This window comes from Nocardia sp. NPDC004068 (assembly GCF_042874315.1).
In the GTDB taxonomy this organism is placed as follows: Bacteria; Actinomycetota; Actinomycetes; order Mycobacteriales; family Mycobacteriaceae; genus Nocardia.
In genome coordinates this window covers 1-19,339 of the sequence record NZ_JBIAMW010000028.1, presented here as the reverse complement: position 1 = coordinate 19,339, position 19,339 = coordinate 1, and the positions used below count along the sequence as shown (strand labels likewise).

Here is a 19,339-nt window from a genome sequence, read left to right as displayed (position 1 = left end):
TCAGATCAGGACACGGTGCACGGCCGCGGCCGGTTCAGGGGCTCAGTCGGCGAGGAAGATGAAGTACGCCAGGAACACCAGCATCAGCACCCACATGATCGGGTGCACCTCGCGGATCCGGCGTCGGGCGATCATGACGATCGGGTAGAACAGCAACCCCATGGCGATGCCGTTGGCGATCGAGTAGGTCAGCGGCATCATCACGATGGTGATGAACGCCGGGACCGCGTATTCCAGTCGCTGCCAATCGATTTGGCCGAGCGCCCGGGACATCAGCACGCCCACCACGATGAGCGCGGGCGCGGTCACCGACGGCGCGTCGGCGACCACCGAGAACAGCGGGAAGAAGAACAGCGCGACCAGGAACCAGCCCGCGGTCGACAGGGCCGTCAACCCGGTTCGACCGCCCGCGCTCACCCCTGCGGTCGACTCCACGTAGGCCGTGGTGGTGGAGGTGCCGATGATCGCGCCCGCGGTGGTGCCGATGGAGTCGGCGGCCAGCGCCTGGGCCGCGCGCGGCAGTTTGCCGTCCGGCCCGAGCAGCCCGGCCTGATTGGCGATGCCGATCAAGGTGCCGGAGGCGTCGAAGAAGTCGACGAACAACATGGTGAGCACCACGATCGCCATCTGCCCGGTGAACGCGTGCGGCAGATTGACGATGGCCTCGCCGAACGTCCGGTCCAGCCCGTGCGGCATGGCCACCACCGAATGCGGCAGCTCGACCAGCCCGCTGACGATCCCGACGAGCGCGGTCGCCACGATCCCGTACAGCACCGCCCCGTGCCAGCCCAGCACCAGGAAGATCACGGTCACGAGCAGTCCGAACAACGCCAGCAGCGTGGTGCCCTTGGTGAAGTGGCCCAGATGCACGAAGGTCGACTCGCTCGAGACCACCAGTCCCGCGTTCTTGAGCCCGATGAACGCCACGAAGAACCCGATGCCCGCGCCCACCGCGAGCTTCATCTGCAACGGGATCGCGTCGATGATCTTCTCGCGGATCTTGGTGACCGCGAGCACGAAGAAGATCACGCCCGACAGCAGCGTGCCCGACAGCGCCTGCTGCCAGGGGATGCCCATGTCGAGCACGACGGTGTAGGCGAAGAACGCGTTGAGTCCCATACCGGGGGCCAGGGCCACGGGGTAGCGCGCCCACAGTCCCATCACCAGCGTGCCGAAGACCGCGGCCAGCGCGGTCGCGGTGAACACCGCCTGGGTGGGGATGCCCTTCGCGCCGAGCGGCCCGTGATCGCCGAGGACGGCCGGATTGACCGCCAGCACATACGACATCGCGAGGAAGGTGACCGTCCCGGCCATGATCTCGCGGCGATACGTCGAGCCGAGTTCGGTCACGCCGAAGTAGGCGTCGAGGCGACCCCGCGGTCGCGATGTGACCTCGATGTTCATCAGTGCTGTCTCCGCCCTCGCCCGGAATCGATCTGCCCATGGGCACCGTATCTCGCCGCCCCTCGCGCGCCGCGACACGGTCCGGCGAATCGGGCGCAATCCCCACCGCCTGGACACATCCGTAACCCGGTGTCACATGCAATCATTGGGCAATTTGCCGAAAGCGGTGCCTTCAATTCCAAGGTCCTTGACCAGATCTGTGAGCACCGTTACAAATACGTAATCCGCCGAACCGAGTCCTCGACCCGGCCGAAGTCAGAAGTGCAAGCAGTTGGTTACCGATGTCGTCGACGCGGTCGCAGATCTCCCGATCGCGCGTAGAGCAATGTGGGATCTGCTCATCGATCCCCAGACCTATCCACGGATGTTCCCCGGCATCGGCGCGTGCGAGCAGATCGACAGCGACGGTCCGCCCGTGCTGCGGTTCCGGGTGGGCGACGGCGCCGAGGTCCGCACCCTCGACGCCCGGCTCGTCGTCCATCAGGCGCCCGACAGCCTGGAGCTGCAACTGCCCGCGCAGGGCAGTTTCGCCTCGATCCGCCTGCGCGGCGACGGGGAGCGGACCCGGGTCGTGGTCACCTTCTTCGCCCCCGCGCGGGTGCATCCGCTGATCGAATCGCTGGGCAACGGCGACCTCGTGGAGTGGACCCGCGCGGGATTGCAACGCCTCGCCGACATCCCGGGCCGCGCGGCGACCTCGGTGGTGGTCAACGGCGAGGACTCCCCCGTGCGCCTCCAGGCCGAGGTGGCGCGGCAGATGATGGCCACCGGGGTGGTCCGCAGCTACCGGCCCGATCGCGGGGTGCGGCAGCTGGCGGGACTGGCCAAGTGGGGCTTCAATCTGGCGGGCGGCTACGCCGCGGCCGCGGCCTACGCCCCGGATCGGTTGGCGGTGATCGACGATCGCGCCGACCGCACCTTCGCCGAGGTGCACGCGCGCAGCCACGCGTTCGCCCGCGCGCTCGCGGGCCTGGGCATCCGGGCGGGCGACGCGATCGGGCTCCTCGCGCGCAATCACGCCGAGATGGTCGAGATCATGGTCGGGGCGGGCAAATTGGGGGCGGACGTGGTGCTGCTCAACACCGGCCTGCCCGCGGGCCGGATCGCGGAGATCGCCGACAAGCACGAGATCGCGGCGATCTTCGCCGATCCGGAGCTGGAGGAGCTGATCCGATACCTGCCGCCGGATCTGCCCCGGTTCGCCACGCGCGGCGACTCCGTGGATCCGTACCGGCCGACGGTCGACGAGCTGATCGACGGTGGCGGAACGGGTTTCACCAAACCGCGGCATCCGGGCCGGTTGATCGTGCTCACCTCGGGAACCAGCGGCCGGCCCAAGAGCGCCCGCCGCCCGCACCCCAAGGGCTTCGGCACGGTCGCGGCGCTGCTGTCGCGAATCCCGTTGCGGATGAACGAGACCATGCTCATCCCGGCCCCGCTGTTCCACACCTGGGGGCTGGCCGCGTTGCAGATCAGCACGCCCATCCGGGCGACGGTGGTGCTGCCGGAGCACTTCGACGCCGAGGACTGCCTGCGGTTGATCGCCGAGCACCGGATCACCTCGATGATCGTGGTGCCGGTGATGATCAATCGAATCCTGGACCTGCCCACCGCGATTCGGGCCCGCTACGACACCTCCAGCCTGCGGGTGGTGGCCAGCTGCGGCGCGCCGCTGGCCGGGGCGGCGGTGCTGCGGTTCATGGACACCTACGGCGATGTCCTCTACAACGTCTACGGCTCCACCGAGGTGTCCTGGGCGACCATCGCCGACCCGTCGGACCTGCGGGTCTCCCCCACCACCGCCGGGCGGCCGCCGCTGGGCACGAAAGTGGCGGTGCTGGGCCCGGATTCGCGGCCGGTGCCGATCGGGACGACCGGGCGCATCTTCGTCGGCAACCACATGCTGTTCGACGGGTACACCGACGCCGCCCCGCCGGGCGAGGCGGACGGCATGCTCGACACCGGCGACGTCGGCTATCTCGACGCGGCCGGGCGGCTGTTCGTGGCCGGGCGCGACGACGAGATGATCATCTCCGGCGGCGAGAACGTCTTCCCCCGCCCGGTGGAGGAGGCGCTGTCGCATCTGCCGCAGATCAGCGAGGTCGCGGTGGTCGGCGTGCCGGACCGCGAATTCGGCCAGCGCCTGGCCGCTTTCGTGGTCAAACGCGACGGGTCCGGGTTGGATCCGGATATGGTGCGCAACTACATCCGGCACCGGCTGGGCCGGTTCTCCGTGCCGCGCGATGTGACATTCCTGGACGCGCTGCCGCGCAACGCAACCGGGAAGATCGTGAAGCGCACGCTGATCCAGCCGGGGTGAGCGCGCGGGCTCCCGTCAGGGCGCGGGGGTCGCGATCAAGCCGAGTTCGGCGTCACCGGCGAGCAGCCGGTGGTGCGGCAGGACGCGCACCGTGTAGCCGACCGCGCCGGACAGCGGGACGGGTGTCGAGATCGTGAAAACCTCTGCGCCCGAATCGTTTCCGGCGTGCGTCATGGGCACGGTGGTGACCTCGGACAGGTCGTCGTCGGGCGAGACGCGGCCGAGGACGGCCTCCACGGCGACCTCGTCGGGCGACAGGCCGCCCAGGTCGATGCGGGCGCGCAGCGACAGGTCCGCGCCGATCACCGGGGTGTCGGGCAGGCCGGAGCTGTCCACCTGGAGCACCTTGACCTGCGGCCACGCCGATTCGACGCGGCGGCGGTAGTCGGCGAGTTCCCGTGCGCCCGTGAAGTTCTCGCTCGCGACCGCGGCGTAGGAGGCGGCGGCGGGGGTGTAGTACTCCACGGCGTAGTCGCGGACCATGCGCGAGGCCAGCACCTTCGGGCCGAGGGTTTGCAGGGTGTGGCGCACCATCTCCATCCAGCGCACCGGCATACCGTCGTGGTCGCGTTCGTAGAAGCGCGGCAGCACCGACCGTTCGAGCATCTCGTAGAGGGCGTTGGCCTCGAGGTCGTCGCGGCGGTGATCGTCGCGCACGCCGTCGGCGGTGGGGATGGCCCAGCCGTTCTCGCCGTCGTACATCTCGTCCCACCAGCCGTCGCGGATGGACAGGTTCAGCGAGCCGTTGAGCGCGGCCTTCATACCCGAGGTGCCGCACGCCTCGAGCGGGCGCAGCGGGTTGTTGAGCCAGACGTCGCATCCCCAGTACAGGTAGCGGGCCATGGACATGTCGTAGTCGGGCAGGAACACGATGCGGTGCCGCACGGCCGGATCGTCGGAGAACCGTACGACCTGCTGGATCAGGCCCTTGCCGCCGTCGTCGGCGGGATGGCTCTTGCCCGCGACGACCAGTTGCACGGGACGCTCCGGATCCAGCAGCAGCGCGCGCAGCCGGTCCGGATCGCGCAGCATGAGCGTGAGGCGTTTGTAGGTGGGCACGCGACGGGCGAAGCCGACGGTCAGCACGTTCGGGTCGAAAACGTCGTCCACCCAACCCAATTCGGCGGGCGCGGCGCCGCGCTCGAGCCAGGACGCGCGCAGGCGGCGGCGCACCTCCGCGATGAGCAGTCCGCGCAGGGTGTTGCGGGTGGTCCACAGCTCGCCGAGGTCGACGTCGCGCAGCCGTTCCCAGCCACGCGCCTCCTCGACCAGTTCGGGGCCGAGGACGTCGCGGGCCTTGTCGATCCATTCGCGCGCGGCCCAGGTGGGGGCGTGCACGCCGTTGGTGACCGAGCCGATCGGCACCTCCGCGCTGTCGAAACCGGGCCACAGCGGGGCGAACATCGCCCGGCTCACCTCGCCGTGCAGCTTCGACACGCCGTTGGCGCGCTGGGCCAGGCGCAGGCCGAGGTGGGCCATGTTGAACACGGCCGGGTCGGCCTCGCGGCCGAGGGCGAGAATCCGGTCCACCTCGACACCGGGCAGCATCGGGGATTCCCGCTCGCCGTGCTCGCCGCCGAAGTAGCGACGCACCAGCGCGGCGGAGAAGCGGTCGATCCCGGCGGGCACCGGGGTGTGGGTGGTGAACACGGTCGCGGCGCGCACGGCGGCCAGCGCGGCGTCGAAATCCATTCCGCCGGAGATGTATTCGCGGATACGCTCGATGCCGAGGAAACCGGCGTGGCCCTCGTTCATGTGGAACACGTCCGGATCGGGCAGCCCGTGGGCGTGGGTGTAGGCGCGCACCGCCCGCACCCCGCCGATTCCGGCGAGGATCTCCTGTTTGATGCGGTGATCCTGATCGCCGCCGTACAGCCGATCGGTGACCGCGCGCAGTTCGGGATCGTTGTCGGCGATATCGGAATCCAACAGCAGCAACGGGATTCGGCCCACCTGCGCGATCCACACCCGCGCCCGCAGCACCCGTCCCTCCGGCATCGGCACGTGCACCAGCACGGGTGCGCCCTCCTCGGTCAGCAGCCGCAACGGCAGCCCCTGCGGATCGAGGTCCGGGTAGTGCTCGGCCTGCCAGCCGTCGGCGGTCAGCGACTGGCGGAAGTAGCCCGACCGGTACAGCAGCCCGACCCCGATCAGCGGCAACCCGAGATCGGAGGCGGCCTTGAGATGATCACCGGCCAGGATGCCGAGGCCGCCCGAGTAGTTCGGCAGCACCTCGGTGACGCCGAACTCCATCGAGAAATAGGCGATACAGCGCGGCCCGCCGTCCTGCCGGGTGAACCACCGCGGCCGCGTCAGGTAGTCCCGCAGATCCGCCGCCTGGCGCTCGACCGCGCGCACGTACTCCGGATCGGCGGCCAACTCGTCGAGCCGGGCCGCGGGCACCTCCCCCAGCATCCGCACCGGATCGTGCCCGACCTCCACCCACCGCTCCCGATCCAGTTCGGCGAACAGGTCCTGGGTCGGCGCGTGCCAGGACCACCGCAGATTGGTGGCCAGTTCGGTCAACGCCGCCAACGACTCGGGCAGATGGGCACGGACGGTGAATCGACGGAGGGCCTTCACCGGTCAGACCCTACCGGTATGTCGGGGTCGGGACGCCGTCAGCGCAGGGTTCGGTCCAGCAGGGACAGCAGTTCGCGGTAGTGGCGTTCGGTGGCGGCCTCGTCGTAGACCGAGGTGTCGGATTGGGTGTAGCCGTGGGCCGCGCCCTCGTAGATCTCGGTGCGGTGCGGGATGTTCGCGGCGGTGAGGGTCTTGTCGATGGCCTCGATGTGCTCGGGCGGCATGGACTGGTCCTGGTCGGCGTGGCCGAAATAGACCTCGGCGCGGATCTTTTCGAGATCGTGGTGGGGACTGTCGGGGGCGTCGGTGACGATGTGTCCGGTGTGGAAGGCCGCGACCGCGGCGATGCGGTCGGGGAAGGCGGCGGCGGTGCGCAGGGCCTGACGGCCGCCCATGCAGTAGCCCGTGGTGCCGAAGGGCGCGGGCGCGGTGTGGTCGAAGGACGCGAGCCAGTCGAGGTAGGCGCCCGCGTCGCGGACGGTGGTCGGGCCGGTCAGTTCGACCATGAGCGGGCGGAGCTGGCCGAACAGGTCGGGCCGGGCGGTGAAATCGATGAAGTCCGGCAGCTCCACCACGGGCGCGCGGCCGTGCCGGTAGAAGAGGTTCGGCGCGAGGACCGTGTAGCCGTGGGCGGCGACGCGGTCGACGATGCCGCGGACCACCGGCCGCAGCCCGAAGGCGTCGGGGTAGAGCAGGACCCCGGGGTGTGCCGCGCCGTCGTCGGGGTACGCCACATAGGCGTCGGCCACACCGTCCGGCATCGGCACATCGACCGAAAGACCTTGCACAGCAGTCATGATTGATATCTCCTCGTCCGTCGCAGTCGTCGTTGCCACGCACCAGCGTTCCACGCCGTGGCCGGAGTCGTCGTGGTCGCGCGACGACCCGGCATCCGGCCGCTGCGTTCGTGGTCGTGGCGAAAATACCGGTACGGTGATCTCGTGACCGGTCGGATCGCCATCGATGACACGGCCCCGTCCATTCCCGGCGGGTATCCCGCGAAGGCGGTGGTGGGCGAGGTCTTCCCAGTTCGCAGCGTGGTCTGGCGGGAGGGACACGACGCGGTCTCCGCCAACCTCGCGATCCGGCCCCCGGGCAGCGCGCGGCTGCGGCGCATCCGGATGACCCCCGATATCGAACCCGACGTCTTCAACGCCACCTTCGTCCCCACCGAACCGGGGCTGTGGGCCTATCGGGTCGAGGGCTGGAGCGATCCGCTGGCAACCTGGCGGTCGGCCGTGGAGGCCAAACTCGCCGTCGGCCAGACCGCCGCCGACCTGGCCAACGACCTGGAGATCGGCGCGCGCCTGCTCGACCGGGCCGCCCAGAACGTGCCCAAACGGGAGTGGGAGCGCCTGCGCGCGGCGGCCGCGTCGCTGCGCGGCGACGCCCAGCTCCCCGCCCGGGTCGCCCCGGCCTTCAGCGCCGAGGTGAGCGAGATCCTGCGCGCCGCGCCGCTGCGCGAACTGGTGACCCGCGGTCCGCAACACTGCGTGCTGGTCGAACGTCCACGGGCCCTGTACGGGTCGTGGTACGAGTTCTTCCCGCGCTCCACCGGCGGCCGCGACGCCGATGGCAATCCGGTGCACGGCACCTTCGCCACCGCCGCCAAGGAGCTGCACCGCATCGCCGCCATGGGATTCGACGTGGTCTACCTGCCGCCGATCCATCCGATCGGGAAGGTGAATCGCAAGGGCCGCAACAACTCTCTGACCGCCGAGCCCGGCGACGTGGGCTCGCCGTGGGCGATCGGCTCCGACGAGGGCGGCCACGACGCCATCCACCCGCGCCTGGGCACCGAGGAGGACTTCGCCGAATTCGTCACCACCGCACGGGAACTCGGCCTCGAGGTGGCGCTCGATCTGGCGTTGCAGTGCGCGCCGGACCATCCGTGGGTGCGCACGCATCCGGAGTGGTTCACCACCCTGCCCGACGGCACCATCGCCTTCGCGGAGAATCCGCCGAAGAAATACCAGGACATCTACCCGCTCAACTTCGACAACGATCCCGACGGGCTCTACGCCGAGGTGCTGCGCGTGGTCAAGCACTGGATCGCGTTGGGCGTCAAGATCTTCCGCGTCGACAACCCGCACACCAAACCGGCCGACTTCTGGGAGTGGCTGATCGCGCGGCTGCGCGAGACCGATCCGGACGTGTTCTTCCTGTCCGAGGCGTTCACCCGCCCGGCCCGGCTCTACGGGCTCGCGCGGCGCGGATTCGCCCAGTCCTACACGTATTTCACCTGGCGCACCGGGAAACAGGAACTCACCGAGTTCGCCCTCGAACTGGCCGCCAAGGCCGACGAGGCGCGCCCGAATCTGTTCGTGAACACCCCCGACATCCTGCACGAGAGCCTCCAGCACGGCGGGCCCGGCATGTTCGCCATTCGCGCGGTGCTGGCGGCGACGCTCGGGCCGAGCTGGGGCGTGTACTCCGGCTTCGAGCTGTTCGAGCATCAGGCGGTGCGCCCCGGCAGCGAGGAGTACCTCGACTCGGAGAAGTACGAGCTGCGCCCGCGCCCGTTCGTCGAGGCCGCCGCGCGCGGAGAATCGTTGGAGCCGTGGCTGACTCGGCTCAACGAGATCCGCCGCGCCCACCCGGCGCTGCAACAGCTGCGCTGCATCGCCTTCCATCACGTCGACAACGACGCGCTGCTGGCGTACTCGAAGGTCGATCCGGTCACCGGGGACGCGGTGCTGGTCGTGGTGAACCTCGACCCGTACGCGGCCGAACAGGGCATGGTCTCGCTCGACATGCCCGCGATCGGTCGGGAATGGCACGACCATCCCGTCGTCGTCGACGAGGTCACGGGCGAGGAATACCATTGGGGCCAAACGAATTACGTGCGGCTCGATCCCGTGCACGCGGTCGCGCATATCCTGGCGCTGCCGCCGGTCTCGGCCGCGGCGCGGACGGAACTGGCCTACCGGAAGACGTTCTCGTGAACCGCCGCGATCTGCTGCTGCTGGTGTCGGGGACGCACGCGGACCCGCACACCGTGCTCGGGTCGCACCCGCATCCCGGCGGCACGGTCATCAGAACCCTTCGGCCGCACGCGGATTCGGTGAGCGCGCGGATCGGCGAGAAGGACTATCCGCTCGACCACGTCGAGCACGGGGTGTTCGAGACCGTGGTTCCGTTCGAGGAGCTGTGGGACTACCGGCTGGTCGTGTCCTATCCCGGCGGGCAGACCGTACTCGTCGCCGACGGATACCGATTCCTGCCCACGATCGGCGAACTGGATCTGCATCTGCTCGGCGAGGGCCGGCACGAACGGCTGTGGGAGGTGCTGGGCGCGCATCCGCGCACCTACACCACCCTCGACGGCGACGTGCCGGGCACCGCGTTCGCGGTGTGGGCGCCGAACGCGCGCGGGGTGACCGTGATCGGCGATTTCGACGGATGGAGCGGAAACAGCGCTCCCATGCGGAAATTGGGCGGATTCGGGGTGTGGGAACTGTTCGTTCCCGGCGTCGGGCCGGGCACGAAGTACAAGTTCCGGGTGCACGGCGCGGACGGGCGCACGGTCGACCACGCCGATCCCCTGGCGTTCGCGACCGAGCAGCCGCCCGCGACGGCGTCGGTGGTCACCGAGAGCTCCTACGAATGGGGCGACCGGGAGTGGCTGACCCGGCGCGCCGAGACCGACGCCACGCGGTCGGCGATGAGCGTCTACGAGGTGCACCTGGGGTCGTGGCGGCCGGGGCTCGGGTATCGGGAAGCCGCCGATCAGCTCGCGGAATACGTTCGGGCGCAAGGGTATACGCACGTCGAGCTGTTGCCGATCGCGGAACATCCGTTCGGCGGGTCGTGGGGATACCAGGTCACCTCCTACTACGCTCCGACGGCGCGGTTCGGGTCGCCGGACGACTTCCGGGCGTTCGTGGATCGGCTGCACCAGGCGGGCATCGGGGTGTTGCTGGACTGGGTTCCGGCGCATTTCCCGCGCGACGAGTGGGCGCTGGCGCGGTTCGACGGGACGGCGCTGTACGAGCATTCCGATCCGCGCCGCGGCGAGCAATTGGATTGGGGCACCTACGTTTTCGACTTCGGTCGGCACGAGGTGCGCAACTTCCTGGTGGCCAACGCGCTGTACTGGATCGAGGAGTTCCACATCGACGGCCTGCGGGTCGACGCCGTGGCTTCCATGCTGTACCTGGACTATTCGCGGCCCGAGGGCGGCTGGGAGCCGAATATCCATGGCGGGCGGGAGAATCTGGAGGCGGTGTCGTTCCTCCAGGAGATGAACGCGACCGTCCACAAGCATCAACCCGGCGTGGTGACCGTCGCGGAGGAGTCCACCAGCTGGCCCGGGGTCACCCGCGCGACCGACGTCGGCGGGCTCGGGTTCACCATGAAATGGAATATGGGCTGGATGCACGACACGCTCGGCTACCTCGGCCGGGACCAGATCCATCGCAGCTGGCACCACAACGAGATCACGTTCTCGATGGTGTACGCGTGGAGCGAGAATTTCGTCCTGCCCATCAGTCACGACGAGGTCGTGCACGGCAAGGGCACGCTGTGGACGCGCATGCCCGGCGACGACTGGGCCAAGGCGTGCGGGGTGCGGGCGCTGCTCGCCTACATGTGGGCGCATCCGGGTAAGCAGCTGTTGTTCATGGGGCAGGATTTCGGGCAGTACCGGGAGTGGTCGCACGATCGCGGGCTCGACTGGGGTGAGCTGGAAAATCCACTGCACGACGGGATTCGGGTGCTGGTGGGGGATCTGAACCGGGTGTATCGCGACTCGCCCGCGTTGTGGAGTCAGGACACCTCGCCGGGCGGGTACGCGTGGATCGAGGCCGACGATCGGAACAACAATGTCATCGCGTTCCTGCGGCACGGGTCCGACGGGTCGACGGTGGCGTGCGTGTTCAACTTCTCCGGTTCGCAGCATCGCGACTACCGTGTCGGGCTGCCCGCGGGCGGACGTTGGCGGGAGATCCTCAATACCGACGCAGCGCACTACGGGGGCAGCGGGATCGGCAATCTGGGCGCGGTGACCGCCGAGGAGCGGCCGTGGCACGGGCGGCCGTACTCGGCGGCGGTGACGCTCGCGCCCAACAGCGCGGTATGGCTTGCGCCCGAATAGGTTTCAGAACCGCCAGGGGTCGGCGAGTTCGGGGACGAGGCAGCCGTAGGTCTTCTCGATCGAGATCTGTTGTCCGCGTAGGGTTCCCTCGGCGCGCAGGGTCACGGGGTAGTAGCGGAAGCAGCGGACCTCTTGGTTCTCCTCGGGGAGGGTGAGGTCGGCGGTCGCGAGTGCCGCGCAGGCGGCCTCGGCGGCCGGGTGGTTGCCGCCGGTGGGGGCGCAGGTCAGGGTGACCGTGCGGGACGGTTGGTCCGGGTCGGTGCGGGTGAAGGTGAGCTGGGTGTCGGGCCGGTCGGCGGCCGCGCTGCCCGCGGCGACGAACAGGGCCGTGAGGATGGTCGCGGCCGCGGCCAGGTGTCCGATGGGTGTGAGTGATCGCATGTTCCCCTCCTTCGGCCCATGGTAATGGACTGTCGAATGAGCTACGAACGTTCTACTATCGACTGTAGTACTTCGAGGCGGGGAGACGTGATGACCGACAACGACAAGTCCGGGACCGCGGGGCGGATGGCTCCGTCGCCGGTAGGGCGATTGATCGCGGCGATATCGGAGTTCGCCAACAGTCGCGGGGTCTACCTCGGGCGGCGTTCCACGCGACTGCATGTGGCGATATACCGGCGATTCGGCGGCCGCGTCGGCGGGCGCATTCCGGGATTTCCGAACGCGCGGATTCTGCTGCTCGACCACGTCGGTGCGCGATCCGGGATTCGCCGGACCTCGCCGGTGATGTATCACGAGGACGGCGACACCATCGCGATCGTGGCGTCGAAGGCGGGGCAACCGTCACATCCCGCGTGGTTCCACAACTTGTGGGCTCATCCGGAGACCACGATCCAGATCGGTGCGGAGACGCGCCGCGTGTGCGCGCGAGTGGCGACCGGAGCGGAGCGCGACGCCTGGTGGCCCCGTTGCTCGTCGGGCTATCCGGGTTACGACTTCTTCCGGCGTCTCGCGCATCCCCGCGAGATACCGATCGTGCTTCTCACGCCGTGTTCGGGCGGGTGACTCCCGGCGCCGGCACCTGCGGGATGCCGATACCCACGCCTCGCGCTGGGCGTGGGATCGGCTCTCCCACAACGTGTTTCAGTACAGCGCGGTGGCCAGGCGGCGCCGGGCCGCGACCACGATCGGGTCGGCGGTGTCGAACAGTTCGAACAGTTCCACCAGGCGGGTGCGGACGCGGTTGCGGTCGTCGCCCGCGGTGCGCTTGATCAGGGCGATCAGGCGGTCGAAGGCGGCGTCGGGTTGCTGGTTGAACAGTTCGAGGTCGGCGGCGGCGAAGGCGGCCTCGATATCGGTGGGGTCGGCGTCGGCACGGGCGACGGCGTCGGCCGGGAGGTTCTGGGCGCGGGTGTAGAAGCGGAGCTGGCGCAGGGCGGCCTTGGCGTCCTGGTTGGCCGGTTCCTCGGCGAGGATGCGCTCGTAGGCGGCCTCGGCGCCCGCGATGTCGCCGCGCTCGATGGCCTCCTCGGCGGCCACGAAGCGCGGATCGGCGGGTTGTTCGGCCGCGCCCTCGGCCTCACCGCCGACGCCGGGCAGGCGGCCGCGCACGGCGTCGACCACCGCGGCCAGCCACTGGCGGACCTGGGCTTCGGGCTGGGCGCCTTGGAAGTCGGCGAGCGGCTGGCCCGCGGCGACCGCGACGACGGTCGGGATGCCCTGCACCCCGAACGCCTGCGCGATGCGCATATTGGGCTCGGCCTCGACGGTGGCCAGATCCCAGGTGCCGTCGCTCTCGCCGAGCAGCTTCTCGAGCAGCTTCACCAATTCGACGCTGCCCGGGCTGCGCTGCGAGTACAGGGCGACGACCACCGGCACCTCGAGCGAGCGCCGCAACACCTTGGCCTCGAAATCGGCCTCGGTGACCGCGTGACCGCTCAGAACGTCCCCGGCGGCCGGCTGTTTCAGAGCGGACAGATCCACCGCACCGGACATGGCAGCGGCAACGGCGGGAGAAGGACGACGTGCAGCAGGTCGAGTCACGAGTTCCAGTTTGTCACGAACCGGCAGGCGCGGGCGCCGGGGCCGGGCCCAGCTCACCCAATTGCCCGGTGCGGGCCGCCCAGCGCTCGAACCAGTACGAGCTGAACGGCACGATGGCCGAGGCGAGCCCGATCAGTAGCGTCTTGGCGGGCCACCCGTACTCGCGGAACGCCAGCAGCAGGTTCAGCGCGAACATGATGAACACGAAGCCGTGCAGCAGGCCGAACACCATCACCGGCCAGGTGATCGGGTCCGGCAGCCGCTTCAACACCGATCCGGTCAGCAGCAGCGCCCACGAGATCGCCTCGAGGATCCCGAACAGCCGCACGCGCTTCCCGGCCGTGCTCAGGTCGAAGATTTCACCCATGGGCACCATTCTGCCGCACGTCTACGACAGGCCGTAGTCGTGTGGGCCAAACCACAGCCGCACCTCTTGTTCGGATCTGCACCCCCTACAGGGCCCTGCGGCGGGTGCGGATCCGAACAAAGGGTGCGGCTGGGGTTGCCACAGCCTCGTAGTCGTCGTCTTATGGGCGCCTGCGACGAGGGCGCGGTTGCGCTGTGGCTGACGCAGCCGCGCCCCTTCTCGGAGCGTGCGACAAGTGCGCGGCCGACGCAGCCGCACCCCTTATTCGCAGGGTTGGTCGGGTGTAGCAGGCACAGCCGCACCCCTTATTCGCAGCCGCACCCCTTATCGGGCCCCACAGCGGGTGCGGATTCGAATAAGGGGTGCGGCTGGGTTGCTGGGTGCTTGGGGGTTAGACCTTCAGGATGAGGGCGTCGCCTTGGCCGCCGCCGCCGCAGAGGGCCGCGGCGCCGGTGCCGCCGCCGCGGCGCTTCAGTTCGAGGGCGAGGTGGAGGACGATGCGGGCACCGGACATGCCGAGGGGGTGGCCGATGGCGATGGCGCCGCCGTTGACGTTGACCTTGGCGGGGTCGATGCCGAGTTTGCGGGTGGAGGCGATGCCTACCGCGGCGAAGGCCTCGTTGATCTCGACGACGTCCAGGTCCGCGGGCGAGATGCCTTGGCGGGCACAGGCTTTCGCGATGGCGTTGGCGGGCTGGTCCTGGAGGGTGGAGTCGGGGCCCGCGACGGTGGCGGCGGCGCCGATCTCGGCGATCCAGGTCAGGCCCAGCTCCTCGGCCTTGGCCTTGCTCATCACCACGACCGCGGCGGCGCCGTCGGAGATCTGGGAGGCCGAACCGGCGGTGACCGTGCCGTCCTTGCGGAAGGCGGGGCGCAGCTTGCCGAGGGACTCGACGGTGGTGTCGGCGCGGATGCCCTCGTCCTGGCCCACCACGATCGGATCCCCCTTGCGCTGCGGCACCGAGACGGGGACGACCTCGTCGTCGAACACGCCGTTCTTCCAGGCGGCCGCGGCCTTCTGATGCGACGCGGCGGCGAAGGCGTCCTGGTCCTCGCGGCTGATGCGGTCGCGGTCGTTGCGCGATTCGGTCAGCGCGCCCATCGCCTGATCGGTGAAGATGTCGTGCAGGCCGTCGAAGGCCATGTGGTCGCGCAGGCTGACGTCGCCGTACTTGAAACCCTCGCGGCTCTTCTCCAGCAGGTGCGGGGCCTGGGTCATCGACTCCTGGCCGCCCGCGACGACGATCTCGTACTCCCCGGCGCGAATCAGCTGGTCCGCCAACGCGATCGCGTTGATGCCGGACAGGCAGACCTTGTTCACGGTGACCGCGGGGACGTCCATCGGAATGCCCCCGGCGACGGCGGCCTGGCGCGCGGGGATCTGGCCCGCGCCCGCGGTCAGCACCTGGCCCATGATCACGTACTCGACCTGTTCCGGCGCGACCCCGGCCTTCTCCAGCGCGGCCCGGATGGCGAACCCACCCAGCTCGGCGCCGGTGAAGTCCTTCAATCCACCCAGCAGCCTGCCGACCGGGGTACGCGCGCCGGAGACGATGACGGAGGTGGTGGTCACGATGAACCTCGTTTCTCGAATTCGCGTCGACGGGTCTTACGCCGCCTCGTACTCCACGGTAACCGGTGCGCTCACCCCACGACCATGCAGGTGCGCGCTACCGTTCGAAGGGTGAGCACCACCGAAAAGTCCGAATTCATTCCCGCCGACTACGTGATCGCGGTCGACCATGTCGGCATCGCCGTCCCCGACCTCGACACCGCCGTCACCTGGTACTCCGAACACCTCGGCATGGTCGAGACCCATCGCGAGGTGAACGAGGGGCAGGGCGTGCACGAGGCGATGCTGTCGCTGCCCGGCGCCGGTGACGACTCGACTGCTCTGCAGTTGCTGGCACCGCTCAACGCCGATTCGACCATTGCCAAGTTCATCGACCGCAATGGCCCGGGTCTGCAGCAACTGGCCTATCGGGTCACCGATATCGATGCCGTGGCAACCTTTCTGCGTGGCCGCGGGCTCCGTTTGCTGTACGAGGGTCCCCGGCCCGGCACGGCGGGCTCGCGAATCAACTTCGTGCACCCCAAGGATGCTGGAGGTGTGCTCATCGAGTTGGTCGAGCCTGCCGCGAATCCTACTCACTAGTACCGCAATCCGACCGGGGAAACTTGTCGTAACGACATTCGCGGTCGGGTCACCATGGCTGGTCGACAGGCTGTAGTTTGTGGGGCATGTCGTCCACTGAGCCCGATCGCAATCGCTTCGTCGCGTTGCCCTTTACGGTGGTCCGGAAGGGTTATGACCGTGACGAAGTACGCAATTATTTCGACCGTTTCGATGCCGAACTGAGGGTCACCGCCACCGACCGCGACGCTGCGGCGGCTCAGGCCCGGAACCTGGCCGCCCAGCTGGAAGACGCCCGCGACGAAATCGACGAGCTCCGTAAGGAAGTCGATCGTCTGTCGGTGCCGCCGACCACCGCGGAGGGCATGAGCGATCGCATCTCCCGCATGCTGCGGCTCGCCTCCGACGAGGCCTCCGAGGTCCGCGCGCAGGCGCAGGCCGAGGCCGCGGAGATGATCTCCATCGCCGAGCAGCAGGCCACCGAGATGCGCGGCAAGTACGAGTCGCTGCTCTCGGAGACCAAGGAGAAGCGCGAGGCGCTCGAGGTCGAGTTCGAGCAGACCCTCGCCAACGCCCGCACCGAGGCGACCAAGATCGTCGAGGCCGCGCAGGCCGAGGCCGACCGGATCACGAAGGAAGCCGAGGCCAAGCGCAAGGCCGCGCAGCAGGACTTCGAGGTCACCATGGCCGAGCGTCGCACCAAGCTGACCCGCGCGATGGAGGAGCTCGAGGCCACCAGCCGCGCCGAGGCCGCCCAGCGCATCAAGGACGCGACCGACGAGTCCAACCGTCTGGTCACCTCCGCCACCCAGCAGGCCGATCGCAAGATCGCCCACGCCAAGGAGCTGGCCGAGGAGATGCGCGTGCTGCGCGGTCGAGTTCTGGCCCAGCTCTTGGGAATTCGCGGCCAGCTCGATTCGGTGCCCGCCATGCTCGCCGCGGTCAACCGCGAATCCGAGCTGCTCGACGGCGCCCCCGAACAGCGCTCGCTGTCCGGCAAGCAGTCCGGCCCCAACCGCCAGAAGGCGATCCCCGACGCGAAGGCCGAGGCCGACGAGGAGGAGCTCGACGCCGAAGAGCGCGAGAACGCCGAGATCTCGAGCTAGTACGCCGAACCGACCGGGCGACAACACCGACCGTTCGAAGGCCGCCCCCGAATTTTCGGGGGCGGCCTTCCTTATGTGTGGGGCTGGTTGCGCGCTTCACAGGGTCATTGGCCCGATTCCACCCTTCGCAGGCCCTTCAGAACGTGTGGGTCCCCGGGCGGAGCAACCCTAGTCGCACCCTTTATTTGGATCCGCACCCCTTGTAGGGCTCTGAAGGGGGTGCGGATTCGGATAAGGGGTGCGGGTGGGGTTAGGACCAGCGGCGGGTTATGCGTCTGGTGTGGCGGCCTTTCCAGCAGCCGGTGTGCCAGTGGCGGCGGTCTTCTTCGCCGTTGTGGGCTCGCCAGGCGACCAGGTGGGGGGTGCCTGGGGGGATTTCGTGGTCGCAGCCGGGGCAGCGGTAGGTTTTGGTGGCTCGGGTGCCGGGGATGGTGCGGACTATGTAGTCGTCGCCGTCGGGGCCCGGTTCGGTGCGGCCGAAGACGTCGCCCAGGGGGCGCGGGTCCCGGGAGGACCGCGCCGGTTGGGTGGGGCGCGGTTTCCGGCGGGGCATTGCTATCCAGGTTAGAACAGGCGGAATTCGGCGCTCTCCGTGCCCCGTAGGGCGTCGTAATCGAGAGTGAGGCAACGGATTCCGCGGTCGGTGGCGAGGGTGCGGGCCTGGGGTTTGATCTGCTGGGCGGCGAAGACTCCGGTGACGGGGGCCAGCAGGGGGTCGCGGTTGAGCAGTTCCAGGTAGCGGGTGAGCTGTTCGACGCCGTCGATCTCGCCGCGGCGTTTGATCTCCACGGCCACCGTCGCGCCCGTGGCGTCGCGGCAGAGAATGTCGACCGGTCCGATCGCGGTCATGTATTCGCGGCGAATGAGGCTGTATCCCTCGCCGAGGGTGTGAATGTGCTCGGCGAGCAATTCCTGGAGGTGCGCTTCGACGCCGTCTTTCACGAGGCCGGGATCGATGCCGAGATCATGAGAGGAATCGTGTTCGATCTCCTCGACCGTGATTCGGAGTTCTTCCCCGGCCTTGTTCGTCACCACCCACAGTTTGGTTGCGGGCGAATCGGATTCGCGTTCCTCCAGCCAGCACGGCGGGCTCATCCAATTCAGCGGTTTGTAGGAACCGCCGTCGGAGTGCACGAGCACCGAACCGTCCGCCTTCATCATCAGCAGCCGGCGGGCCATGGGGAGGTGAGCGGTGAGCCGACCCACGTAGTCGACCTGACAGCGAGCTATCACGAGGCGCACCCCAGGCACTCTAGGGCAGTAGTGGGTCCGTACCGAATCCAGCCCACGAGCGGACGGCCACGGGGGCGGGGCGGGGCAGGAATTCAGCCCACTAGGAGGAGGTAGCCGAGGACGGAGGCTATGACGAGCATGACGGTCTCGTACCAGGAGAGTTTGGGGAGGGTGGGGTGGTGGGAGCGGAGGGCCCAGAAGCCGGCGGCGAGGCCGATCACTACGGCCAGGAGGTGGCCGACGTTGGTGAAGGTGCGGCCCATGACGACGCCCGCGACGGCGACGGCGAGCCAGGTGATGGCCCAGGTGGGGCGCCAGCGGGACGGGAGGAGGGCGTAGAAGGCGCCGATGAGAGCCATTGCGCCGTAACTGATTCCGACGTCCTCGGCGCGGGTGATGTCGATCGGGAGCCAGCCCGCTTCGACGGCGACCCACAGGCCCAGGGCCACCAGCAGGGTGGCGCCGATGTGGCCCGCGAGGAAGATGCGGATCACCTGCCAGGCGCCGAAGCGGAGTTCGGCGAGGGCGAGCAGGGAGACGAGCAGGGGGATGATGAGCAGGGCGCCGCTGTTGTCGCCGATGACGAAGGCGCTGGAGAACAGGGTGCCGAAGTGGCCGCGCAGCAGGTTGTGCAGGTTGGTGCTGACGTGCAGGACGATCTTCGATTGGGTGGTGTCGTCGATGACGGACAGCCACGCCGTGACCGCGACGAGGGCCGCGGCGTACACGTAGGTGACGGGCAGCAAGAAGCGCCGCCAGCGGGGGCGGTTGGTCGCGGTGGCACCGCTCGATGCTTCCGGCGCCGGTGCGGTCAGCACCACCATGGCATCCCCTTCCGAACTCCTGCCGGCGGTCGATCCGCCGGGCCTACCTTTCAATCATCCCGATCGGGTCTGCGTCCACGCTTCCCGTCGCTCGAGACTTCGCTGTGAAACGTGACACGCTGGTGTCGGAGTGAATGCCCCGCCGCGTCGGCGACAAACCTGGCGCACGGAAGTCGTTGCGGCACAGGGTGATCGGGTCCGGATATGCGAGAAGGGGCCCATTGCTGGGCCCCTTCTCGGGAATATTGTTCCGGCGGTGTCCTACTCTCCCACACCCTGTCGAGTGCAGT

The 19,339-nt window shown here is 68.9% G+C and carries 16 protein-coding genes; 6 read left to right on the top strand and 10 right to left on the bottom strand.

Annotated elements, in window-relative coordinates; translation table 11 throughout:
- Window positions 1-42: 42 nt before the first annotated feature.
- The gene (locus tag ACFYTQ_RS37130) at window positions 43-1,404 is read right to left on the bottom strand and encodes an NCS2 family permease (RefSeq protein ID WP_387371046.1); all 1,362 of its coding nucleotides are present in this window, start codon (window positions 1,402-1,404) and stop codon (window positions 43-45) included.
- Window positions 1,405-1,675: 271 nt separating this feature from the next.
- Between ACFYTQ_RS37130 and ACFYTQ_RS37125 the strand changes: the two genes are divergently transcribed.
- Window positions 1,676-3,724 carry an AMP-binding protein gene (locus tag ACFYTQ_RS37125; RefSeq protein ID WP_387371044.1) on the top strand — a complete coding sequence of 683 codons (2,049 nt, stop codon included), beginning with the start codon at window positions 1,676-1,678 and terminating at the stop codon, window positions 3,722-3,724.
- A 15-nt stretch (window positions 3,725-3,739) separates the two neighbouring features.
- Here the strand turns inward: ACFYTQ_RS37125 and glgP are convergent, their stop codons facing one another.
- A complete protein-coding gene (gene glgP, locus ACFYTQ_RS37120) occupies window positions 3,740-6,307 on the bottom strand; it encodes an alpha-glucan family phosphorylase (RefSeq protein WP_387371042.1) in 2,568 nt (855 codons plus the stop codon).
- A gap of 38 nt (window positions 6,308-6,345) precedes the next feature.
- Window positions 6,346-7,104, bottom strand: a complete 759-nt coding sequence (locus ACFYTQ_RS37115) for a dienelactone hydrolase family protein (protein ID WP_387371040.1) — start codon at window positions 7,102-7,104, stop codon at window positions 6,346-6,348.
- A gap of 144 nt (window positions 7,105-7,248) precedes the next feature.
- Here ACFYTQ_RS37115 and ACFYTQ_RS37110 point away from each other — a divergent pair, with 144 nt between their 5' ends.
- Both ACFYTQ_RS37110 and glgB read left to right on the top strand, forming a co-directional pair.
- On the top strand, window positions 7,249-9,252 hold the full coding sequence (locus ACFYTQ_RS37110; protein ID WP_387371038.1) for an alpha-1,4-glucan--maltose-1-phosphate maltosyltransferase: 2,004 nt from the start codon (window positions 7,249-7,251) through the stop codon (window positions 9,250-9,252).
- The gene (gene glgB, locus ACFYTQ_RS37105) at window positions 9,249-11,402 is read left to right on the top strand and encodes a 1,4-alpha-glucan branching protein GlgB (RefSeq protein ID WP_387371036.1); all 2,154 of its coding nucleotides are present in this window, start codon (window positions 9,249-9,251) and stop codon (window positions 11,400-11,402) included. Before ACFYTQ_RS37110 ends, glgB begins: the two co-directional genes overlap by 4 nt.
- A gap of 3 nt (window positions 11,403-11,405) precedes the next feature.
- Here glgB and ACFYTQ_RS37100 read toward each other — a convergent pair whose 3' ends face one another.
- On the bottom strand, window positions 11,406-11,783 hold the full coding sequence (locus tag ACFYTQ_RS37100; protein WP_387371034.1) for an SSI family serine proteinase inhibitor: 378 nt from the start codon (window positions 11,781-11,783) through the stop codon (window positions 11,406-11,408).
- A 90-nt stretch (window positions 11,784-11,873) separates the two neighbouring features.
- Here ACFYTQ_RS37100 and ACFYTQ_RS37095 point away from each other — a divergent pair, with 90 nt between their 5' ends.
- Window positions 11,874-12,407 carry a nitroreductase/quinone reductase family protein gene (locus ACFYTQ_RS37095; protein WP_387371032.1) on the top strand — a complete coding sequence of 178 codons (534 nt, stop codon included), beginning with the start codon at window positions 11,874-11,876 and terminating at the stop codon, window positions 12,405-12,407.
- Between the two features lie 78 nt (window positions 12,408-12,485).
- Here the strand turns inward: ACFYTQ_RS37095 and ACFYTQ_RS37090 are convergent, their stop codons facing one another.
- The 3 genes from ACFYTQ_RS37090 to ACFYTQ_RS37080 form a co-directional block, all read right to left on the bottom strand.
- Complete coding sequence (locus ACFYTQ_RS37090; protein ID WP_387371100.1) at window positions 12,486-13,337, bottom strand: tetratricopeptide repeat protein; 852 nt, start codon at window positions 13,335-13,337, stop codon at window positions 12,486-12,488.
- Window positions 13,338-13,398: 61 nt separating this feature from the next.
- Window positions 13,399-13,752, bottom strand: a complete 354-nt coding sequence (locus ACFYTQ_RS37085) for a DUF3817 domain-containing protein (RefSeq protein ID WP_387371030.1) — start codon at window positions 13,750-13,752, stop codon at window positions 13,399-13,401.
- Between the two features lie 391 nt (window positions 13,753-14,143).
- Window positions 14,144-15,325, bottom strand: a complete 1,182-nt coding sequence (locus ACFYTQ_RS37080; protein ID WP_387371028.1) for an acetyl-CoA C-acetyltransferase — start codon at window positions 15,323-15,325, stop codon at window positions 14,144-14,146.
- A 111-nt stretch (window positions 15,326-15,436) separates the two neighbouring features.
- Between ACFYTQ_RS37080 and mce the strand changes: the two genes are divergently transcribed.
- Window positions 15,437-15,907 carry a methylmalonyl-CoA epimerase gene (mce, locus tag ACFYTQ_RS37075; RefSeq protein WP_387371026.1) on the top strand — a complete coding sequence of 157 codons (471 nt, stop codon included), beginning with the start codon at window positions 15,437-15,439 and terminating at the stop codon, window positions 15,905-15,907.
- Window positions 15,908-15,993: 86 nt separating this feature from the next.
- Window positions 15,994-16,992 (top strand): hypothetical protein, encoded by a 999-nt coding sequence (locus ACFYTQ_RS37070; RefSeq protein ID WP_387371098.1) that lies wholly within the window; start codon window positions 15,994-15,996, stop codon window positions 16,990-16,992.
- Between the two features lie 250 nt (window positions 16,993-17,242).
- On the opposite strand, the gene ACFYTQ_RS37065 is transcribed toward ACFYTQ_RS37070, so the two are convergent.
- From ACFYTQ_RS37065 to ACFYTQ_RS37055, 3 genes are all read right to left on the bottom strand, one after another.
- Complete coding sequence (locus ACFYTQ_RS37065; RefSeq protein WP_387371024.1) at window positions 17,243-17,545, bottom strand: ATP/GTP-binding protein; 303 nt, start codon at window positions 17,543-17,545, stop codon at window positions 17,243-17,245.
- A gap of 11 nt (window positions 17,546-17,556) precedes the next feature.
- Window positions 17,557-18,234, bottom strand: coding sequence for an endonuclease NucS (nucS, locus tag ACFYTQ_RS37060; RefSeq protein ID WP_387371022.1), 678 nt, complete (start codon window positions 18,232-18,234; stop codon window positions 17,557-17,559).
- 83 nt (window positions 18,235-18,317) lie between these two features.
- Window positions 18,318-19,049 carry a rhomboid-like protein gene (locus ACFYTQ_RS37055; protein WP_387371020.1) on the bottom strand — a complete coding sequence of 244 codons (732 nt, stop codon included), beginning with the start codon at window positions 19,047-19,049 and terminating at the stop codon, window positions 18,318-18,320.
- Window positions 19,050-19,339: the final 290 nt, after the last annotated feature.

What these genes read in the sequence shown, in the direction of transcription:
- ACFYTQ_RS37100 (WP_387371034.1), bottom strand. Translation starts at nt 11,783, where the DNA reads ATGCGATCACTCACACCCATCGGACACCTGGCCGCGGCCGCGACCATC.
- ACFYTQ_RS37065 (WP_387371024.1), bottom strand. Translation starts at nt 17,545, where the DNA reads ATGCCCCGCCGGAAACCGCGCCCCACCCAACCGGCGCGGTCCTCCCGG.
- ACFYTQ_RS37055 (WP_387371020.1), bottom strand. Translation starts at nt 19,049, where the DNA reads ATGGTGGTGCTGACCGCACCGGCGCCGGAAGCATCGAGCGGTGCCACC.
- ACFYTQ_RS37130 (WP_387371046.1), bottom strand. Translation starts at nt 1,404, where the DNA reads ATGAACATCGAGGTCACATCGCGACCGCGGGGTCGCCTCGACGCCTAC.
- ACFYTQ_RS37095 (WP_387371032.1), top strand. Translation starts at nt 11,874, where the DNA reads ATGACCGACAACGACAAGTCCGGGACCGCGGGGCGGATGGCTCCGTCG.
- ACFYTQ_RS37090 (WP_387371100.1), bottom strand. Translation starts at nt 13,337, where the DNA reads ATGTCCGGTGCGGTGGATCTGTCCGCTCTGAAACAGCCGGCCGCCGGG.
- ACFYTQ_RS37085 (WP_387371030.1), bottom strand. Translation starts at nt 13,752, where the DNA reads ATGGGTGAAATCTTCGACCTGAGCACGGCCGGGAAGCGCGTGCGGCTG.
- ACFYTQ_RS37115 (WP_387371040.1), bottom strand. Translation starts at nt 7,104, where the DNA reads ATGACTGCTGTGCAAGGTCTTTCGGTCGATGTGCCGATGCCGGACGGT.
- ACFYTQ_RS37070 (WP_387371098.1), top strand. Translation starts at nt 15,994, where the DNA reads ATGTCGTCCACTGAGCCCGATCGCAATCGCTTCGTCGCGTTGCCCTTT.